Origin of the sequence: Paenibacillus dendritiformis (assembly GCF_015845845.1) — a bacterium.
In the GTDB taxonomy this organism is placed as follows: Bacteria; Bacillota; Bacilli; order Paenibacillales; family Paenibacillaceae; genus Paenibacillus_B; species Paenibacillus_B dendritiformis_C.
Genome location: NZ_LDIG01000276.1, coordinates 1 through 6,471 on the forward strand (window position 1 = coordinate 1; position 6,471 = coordinate 6,471).

Annotated in this window: 8 protein-coding genes; 2 read left to right on the top strand and 6 right to left on the bottom strand. The window is 48.7% G+C overall.

All coding sequences use genetic code 11. From position 1 onward, the window contains the following. The 6 genes from ABD76_RS27485 to ABD76_RS27510 all read right to left on the bottom strand — a co-directional run. On the bottom strand, nucleotides 1-437 hold a 437-nt coding region (locus ABD76_RS27485), incomplete at its 3' end, for a DUF4280 domain-containing protein (protein WP_197260079.1). Nucleotides 438-461: 24 nt separating this feature from the next. Beyond that, nucleotides 462-986, bottom strand: coding sequence for a serine protease (locus ABD76_RS27490; protein WP_197258855.1), 525 nt, complete (start codon nucleotides 984-986; stop codon nucleotides 462-464). 13 nt (nucleotides 987-999) lie between these two features. Continuing rightward, a complete protein-coding gene (locus ABD76_RS30575) occupies nucleotides 1,000-2,133 on the bottom strand; it encodes a pentapeptide repeat-containing protein (RefSeq protein ID WP_197258856.1) in 1,134 nt (377 codons plus the stop codon). Nucleotides 2,134-2,149: 16 nt separating this feature from the next. Beyond that, entirely contained in the window at nucleotides 2,150-3,574 is a 1,425-nt protein-coding gene (locus tag ABD76_RS27500; RefSeq protein ID WP_197258857.1) for a contractile injection system protein, VgrG/Pvc8 family, read from the bottom strand. Next, entirely contained in the window at nucleotides 3,546-4,112 is a 567-nt protein-coding gene (locus ABD76_RS27505; protein ID WP_242069657.1) for a hypothetical protein, read from the bottom strand. The genes ABD76_RS27500 and ABD76_RS27505 overlap by 29 nt, the downstream gene beginning before the upstream one ends. Nucleotides 4,113-4,248: 136 nt before the next feature. Next, nucleotides 4,249-4,638 carry a hypothetical protein gene (locus ABD76_RS27510; RefSeq protein WP_242069846.1) on the bottom strand — a complete coding sequence of 130 codons (390 nt, stop codon included), beginning with the start codon at nucleotides 4,636-4,638 and terminating at the stop codon, nucleotides 4,249-4,251. A gap of 454 nt (nucleotides 4,639-5,092) precedes the next feature. Here ABD76_RS27510 and ABD76_RS30060 point away from each other — a divergent pair, with 454 nt between their 5' ends. After that, on the top strand, nucleotides 5,093-5,578 hold the full coding sequence (locus tag ABD76_RS30060) for a helix-turn-helix domain-containing protein (protein ID WP_242069495.1): 486 nt from the start codon (nucleotides 5,093-5,095) through the stop codon (nucleotides 5,576-5,578). A 171-nt stretch (nucleotides 5,579-5,749) separates the two neighbouring features. After that, nucleotides 5,750-6,471, top strand: a 722-nt coding sequence (locus ABD76_RS30065) for a Spo0E family sporulation regulatory protein-aspartic acid phosphatase (RefSeq protein ID WP_242069847.1), incomplete at its 3' end; no start/stop codon positions are given.

Consider the following 6,471-nt stretch of genomic DNA (forward strand, 5'->3'; position numbering starts at 1 on the left):
AAATTCTGCCCGTCATCCTCAACCTTTATCTTCCCGCAGAACATGCACATGTTCGTTGAATCATTCAATAAAGAAGGATTGTTGTCAACCAGTTTATCCGTTTTGCCGCCGAGCCAGGGCATCATTACCATCGGCGTACACGGCACCCGCTGCGGTATGCCGCCCTTGGCCGCCGTAGCCGCGGCGACGGCAGGATTCTGCATGCTCCCGCATGTTCCAAATGGCATAATGTTCACATTAGGGATGTGATCCATGACATTCATGATCGGCTTCCCTTTGACATACACGCCGTGGCTCATTTGCATGCCCATATGGCTTGGCTGCGAACCGTAGCTGCAGCTTAATATGGCGCCCGCGACGACATAACTTTTCTTATCGCCGCTGCTGGCTTGAGGAGTCATTTCCTTCTTGTCTTTCCCCGACTTCCCTGCACTCATCTCCATCACCTCCCGCTCCACTCGCTACACTTCTTCTATCTTGGTCAGCCTCAGTCCATGGAAGTCTCGCCTCAACATGCTTTCTGCCAAAAATAAGTTCACAACAAGAATCGTTTCATAGATGCCATCGATTTGGAAAAATGGGGCATTCCCGGTCATGTCTCCTCTAATAACGGGCCGCTTGAGCGTGCCATTGGGATGGAACTCGCTCTGATCGGACAGACAATCCATGCGCTGCGGCAGTGTAAGCCAATAGACTTCCTGCCTCATCCGAGTGAAGTCGACCAGTCCTACGGGATGATAGAACTGCCGCGGCAGGAACTTCTCAATCAACTGCTTGAGCTTATCGGACAAGAGAGGAATCGGCCTTTCAATAAAATCGACATATTCGATTTGTTCGCGATCAGGGATGGGGAACTGCAGACTCATTTCTTTCAGTTCGCCAACCCGTGCTTCATCAAGAATGTCCTTGGGAATGGCCTTTCTTATGCCAACAGGTTCAATGGCGTCAGGGATGCGATCATCCTGTGAGAGGATAAAGTAACTCATGTCCCGTGTCTCCTTACGTTTTCCATAGGGTCTGTTCCCATTGCTGCGGATCCAGCCGGAGCGCCTCCCGCTGGCGTTGAGAGAATACGGCGTTCGTCAAATCCGCCCCCTCAAATACGGCATCCACCACATTTGCTTCGGAAAAATCAGCTCCATATAAAGAGGCCCCCGTAAAATCAGCCCCTTCCAGATTAGAGCCGGCAAAGCGAAGCGCGGATAGGCCGGGATAACGAAGAAATAGAGCGTCCTTCCAACCGTTGGTCCCTTCCACTCCCCGAAAGACCGCTCCCCTAAGATCACAGTCACGGAATTCAACCCCGTGAACCTGACTCCGGGAGAAATCGGTCCCTACGAGAGCCGTATCATGCCATCTCGATCCGATTAGTATGCTATCCTGCAAGCTGGATTGCGACAGATCGCATTGATTGAATTCAGAGAATTGGAAGTCAATGCCTCCGTAGTCTCCGTTTTGCAAATCCATATTTCGATAGGATTCGTAAGCATACGCCGCTTCTTCCTTGTCCTCCAGCCATGCACGAACGGACGCTGAATCCCGCTCACATTCATATTGCTTGAACACCGCTTCGCTCAGGTCCATATATTCCCCGGCCCGAATCTCAAATTCAGGCTCTTTTGCAATGTCCCGGTATTCTTCCAGCTCGACTGCTTGGGGCAGCGCATATCTTGCTAGAGCAATGACATACCGATGAATGGCAATTGCTTCCGTAAGCAGCATCCGTTCAATGAGAGGAACAGATACTCTGCCTCCATACATATGACTGGCTGACATCATCCTGCTCCGCAGCGTGTCGAGATGCTGAAATGCCCATCCGGCATCATACTCCAGCACATAGGGATGGCGGTCAAATACCCATCCGCTATCCAAGGCCTCCACCCGATAGATATATCTCCCTTCCAACAGCTCGGTCCGGAGCATAGAGTACGCGATGTATCCGATAGCCCCTTTCTCCTCCCGTGCCTGTGCGTCCCGAATCTGTCGGCATATTTGTTGGAAGGAGGTCACAAAGTCAGCGGCAAGCCGTTCTTTATGCAATTGATAGTCCCGCTCCAGCACGAGCTGCATATTCGCCCGTTCCTGCCACACTACATGTTCTTGGAAATGAGCAATCGACTCCGCTTTGTCCACGTCATATCCCCTTAACTCAGTTCGTTTTCAATTCCCTGCCGACAATAGTGGCATTGCCATCGAGCTTGATACTGCTCTCCTTGCAAGACATGCTGATTTCATTTTTGGCCGACACGATGACCTTTTTGCCTGAATCCATCAGGATACTGTCTTGTGATATCAGCTTTATTCCTTTCTTGCTGAAAATTTCAATGCCATCTTTCTCATTTAGTCTGATGAAAACTTCGCCGTCTTTTGCCGTAATTACAATTTCTTCAGGGCTAAGCATCACTTCCTTGCCCGCAGCCGTGCGGAAATATTTAACGTCAGGGTTGCCAAGCTTGTTCATCCCGCCAACCGACGAATTCTCGCGGGCGGCTCCGGTGGCGACCCCCTCTTCCTCCCGGTCGCTCGGAAAATAGATTTGAACCGGATCGCCAATCTCCGGCATAACGTACCAGCCCGTATGTCCTTCAGCCGTATATATCGACGTGTAAGGAAAGCGATGCGCTTCCTCTTTGCTTTGCTTCTTGTCGATGTTCAAGTGCACCTTCACCGTGTCGCGAACGACTTCAATGACTTTTCCTTGAATGGATACGCCTGCGATTTGCGAGTTGGGAATCATTTTTTGCCGCAATCCCCGATGCGAACAGAGGACATAATGATGCTTCAATAATCCGTTTTTCACTTCGGTTCTTGCTTCGCAGACGTACAAGCTTTTGCCTTTGAATCCAATCCAGTTGCCTAGCTCCAGCACACGATTTGTCTCTATTTCGTAGAATATAAAATCGTTTTCCGTAACCTGCTGGGTATCATTTTCGGCAAAATGGCGATAGGATGTCATGCGCTTGCGGACGGTATAGTGATAATCGTCAAGACGGGTTTGGGAGCTGCTCTGGAAGATGCCGAAGTAGAATTTCGGTTTATCAAAAACGGCCGCCGGCATGAGACTCGTGCGATAGCGTGACGCGATTCGCTTGAGGAACTGCCAGTCCGTCTCCTCATACTGCACCGTAAGCCGACCCAAGCGTGCATGATTGGTCGCCTCGTCGACGACATCCAAACCCGGATAATCCGTAGCAATGACATCCAATAGCATGGGAATCGTCATCGCTTTGTTCTGGAATGATCGGCTCTTCTTCTTCACATCCAGCTTATAGGTATGAGAGACAGCCTCCACTTCGAGGTAGTAAATGTCGCGGACAACCTTGATGCCGATATGTAACACAATACCGCTGAACAGCGGCTTGCTCGCCCCCTCTTCATCGATTTGGGCGATTTCCACGGTCGTATCCGCATCTGTCATCTCTACATAACTGTCCTTCAGTTCCTCCGGCACAATCGCGGTAAAAGAAAGTCTCGTATGCTCATTAATCTTCTTGGTCATTGTCAATTCTTGCAGGCTTACCAGCTCGTAAGGAGATATTTTCAGATTATGATATGCGAGCGCCGACTGGCTCATCGTTACGTCCCTCCTTCCCTAAATCCAGCGAGTCCATAATCCCCCAAGCTATTGGCTTCCAATGCTTCATTTCTTCCTCGGTACAGTTAAAAGTGCATAATAGGGCCCTGCCATCCAACTCGGCAAAGAACATCAATTGATATAAGTTCGCACTCAAGGAAGGAACCTGAAATTCACAGTATCCGATAGGCTTTTCCCGGATATAGCGAACTCCGTCTTCGTACCATTGCAATATCGGCTGCGTTCGACGAAGAATCTGCACCATAGCGGCGGTGAAGTCCTCTATCTCATTGGCCGAAAGGGATTGTTCCGTATAGTTGAACGCAATATTAATCGAAGCACTATCATTCGAATAAATAACATCCGGCCGCTGTTCAGACGGATATTTCAGCGCCTCGATCTCAGGGGGCATCACATGAAATGTTTTAGGCAGCGGAACCCGAAGCTTTCCGTCCAGAAGCTGCTCCTCCGAGAAGGGAATAGTCTCCCCGTTAATCTTCAATATGGTTTGCGGCGAGGCAAAGTCCGGCGGCGTCATTTGATTCTCCTGCTTCCTCCGTGCTCCTTGTTGTTCCGACTCTCCATACAACAGCGAAATGATCTGTTCATCTACGTGTTCCACGTCGCTTCTCCCTCCTTCGACTTCTGTTCGTTGGGGTCCCGGAACCGCCAGTTCAATCCACAATCACCCGCTGCCGCCCGCCGGGGCGCATGTCCGGCGCCATGGCCCGGCCGCTGCCCGCTTCGCTCAGCACCCGGCGGAGGCCGGCGTAGAGCCGCTCGTTGGTGAGCTCGCGGTAGCCGGTGCCGAGCCGCTGGCCGAGGTAATGCTGAATGACATCCCGCTCCACCGCGCCGCCGTTCAGGCACAGCATGGCGAAGGCGGCGTCATGCGCATGCTCGACGCGGGTCTTCAGCAGCTCCTGCGCGAAGTACCGCAGGATGAAGGGCGACAAGGTGCTCTGCCCGATGCCCGCATGCGGCACATGGATGACATTCAGCGTGTTGAATTCGGTAGACAGGTCGGCGAAGCTCTGGTAATCGTCCCGCAGCCGGCTTGCCAATTATATGCTTCTCCTTTAAATCGCTTGATGTATGTATTGCCTCGGGTGAAGCGGACCATCCGCCCTGACCGGGCGCACGTCCTCCCGTAAGAGCGCGCGCCCAAGCCTACGGCGGGAGGGCAATCCCTCTCGGATTGCTTGAGCAAAAAAACTCTTCCAGCCAGCAAACAGGATTTATGCCCCATGACGCGTTGAACTATAAGGAGTAACCTCATATAATCGCATAGAACTATGTTTTCCGAACAGCAATCTTTCGTACGAACGAAAAAATATGGAAATCGAGCTTATTCGACTTTATCTTAATGATACTTCTCCCAACGTGTCAATGAGTCTTCGATTCGGGACTTTCGGGCCGAAAATATAGTCATCCCATGACACTAAATGTCGAATCGTGGAAGTAGTCTTCAAATTTCCCTGCGAGAACGAGAGTGATTTGTGTGAGCATTAATATAATATGGAAGGTTTACATTTTAGAAAAAAATGTAAAAATATAGATGTAAGATTATTGAAAATGGGAGAAGGTGCTGATGGGATGGCACAAATATTGTCCATTGGGGAATTAATACAGTGCTATCGACACAATAGAGGCATGACTTTATCGCAATTATCAGAATTGACAGGCATACATAAAGCTACAATATCCAAAATCGAAAACGCTGACGTTAAAAGGCCGGAATATATGACAATCCGTCCGCTTGCAGAAGCATTACAAATACCGTTAGAGGCTTTGGTCGAACTCCACATAACCGTTGACAAGAGGGCAGATACCCTTCTTTTCGTGTTACAGGACGTGATTCAGCATTCGAGTACTGCGGAACTGGTACAAAAAGTAGGGAGAAAATTTTTGGAATCGCCTAGCGACGACAGTTATTCCTTGGTTGAGCGGCTCTATGCCTTCACGGAAAGCTTGGAACGCAAGGAAATTCGATTGGCTTTATAACAATTGATCGTTGACTATTCGCGCGACCACGGCATTATGCCCTTTCTGGCAAGAGGGCTATTGCAAGTATACTTAATCGAACGGGATGACTTTACTCGGCTGCGAGTGGTTTACGACAATGGCAAGCATATCGTGATGTACACACATTTTTTGAGCGCGGAAGACCGCATCATGTTCTACTACAAGTTGGGTATTCATGCTTATAATTTATTTCTGTATCCGGAGAGCATCGAGCTTGCCCTTCATGTGCTTCAGGAAGCTGAGCCTAACAATAAGTACTACGTTCACGCGCTCTTCATATTGCGAGGGGCATATTATCAGATCGGGGATTACGACAAGTCTGAATATTACACTCGTCTATACTCACAGTTTGACGGCCCTTACATCAAAGAAAATACACTGCTAATGAACGCATTACTTAATTCCAAGAAGGGGAAGACGGATGTAGCGGTAGCCCAGTTGACCTCACTTTTAGAAACGTGCGATCAGGGTTTAGCTCTGTCAGCTTTGAATCAATTAATGATAATTTATTTACAGGAGCATCGATTACAAGAAGCCAAAAATTTAATTTCCTACCCTATCGACCCACATCACATCATTGACAAAAATCCCAACATGATTTCACAACTAGCTGAATATTATTACCATCGAGCGGACTATTTCATTACAGTTTGCGACATCCAAAAAGGCGGATCAGATCTACAAAAAAGTGCTTGTTACTTTTCTAAGGTTAATGATATTGACAATGAAAAAGAATGCATAACTAAATTAGAAAATTTCCATGATATATTGCTAGCAAAAGCCAAAGAGCTTCAACAAAAATTAATCCACATTGCCAGTCAAAAAGGCAAACTTACCGATGACGAGGTCGTTCAAGTTAGCCAACAGCTAGA

Excerpts from the sequence above, each read along its gene's own strand:
- ABD76_RS27490 (WP_197258855.1), bottom strand. The coding sequence starts at position 986 with ATGAGTTACTTTATCCTCTCACAGGATGATCGCATCCCTGACGCCATT.
- ABD76_RS27500 (WP_197258857.1), bottom strand. The coding sequence starts at position 3,574 with ATGAGCCAGTCGGCGCTCGCATATCATAATCTGAAAATATCTCCTTAC.
- ABD76_RS27505 (WP_242069657.1), bottom strand. The coding sequence starts at position 4,112 with ATGACGCCGCCGGACTTTGCCTCGCCGCAAACCATATTGAAGATTAAC.
- ABD76_RS30060 (WP_242069495.1), top strand. The coding sequence starts at position 5,093 with ATGGAAGGTTTACATTTTAGAAAAAAATGTAAAAATATAGATGTAAGA.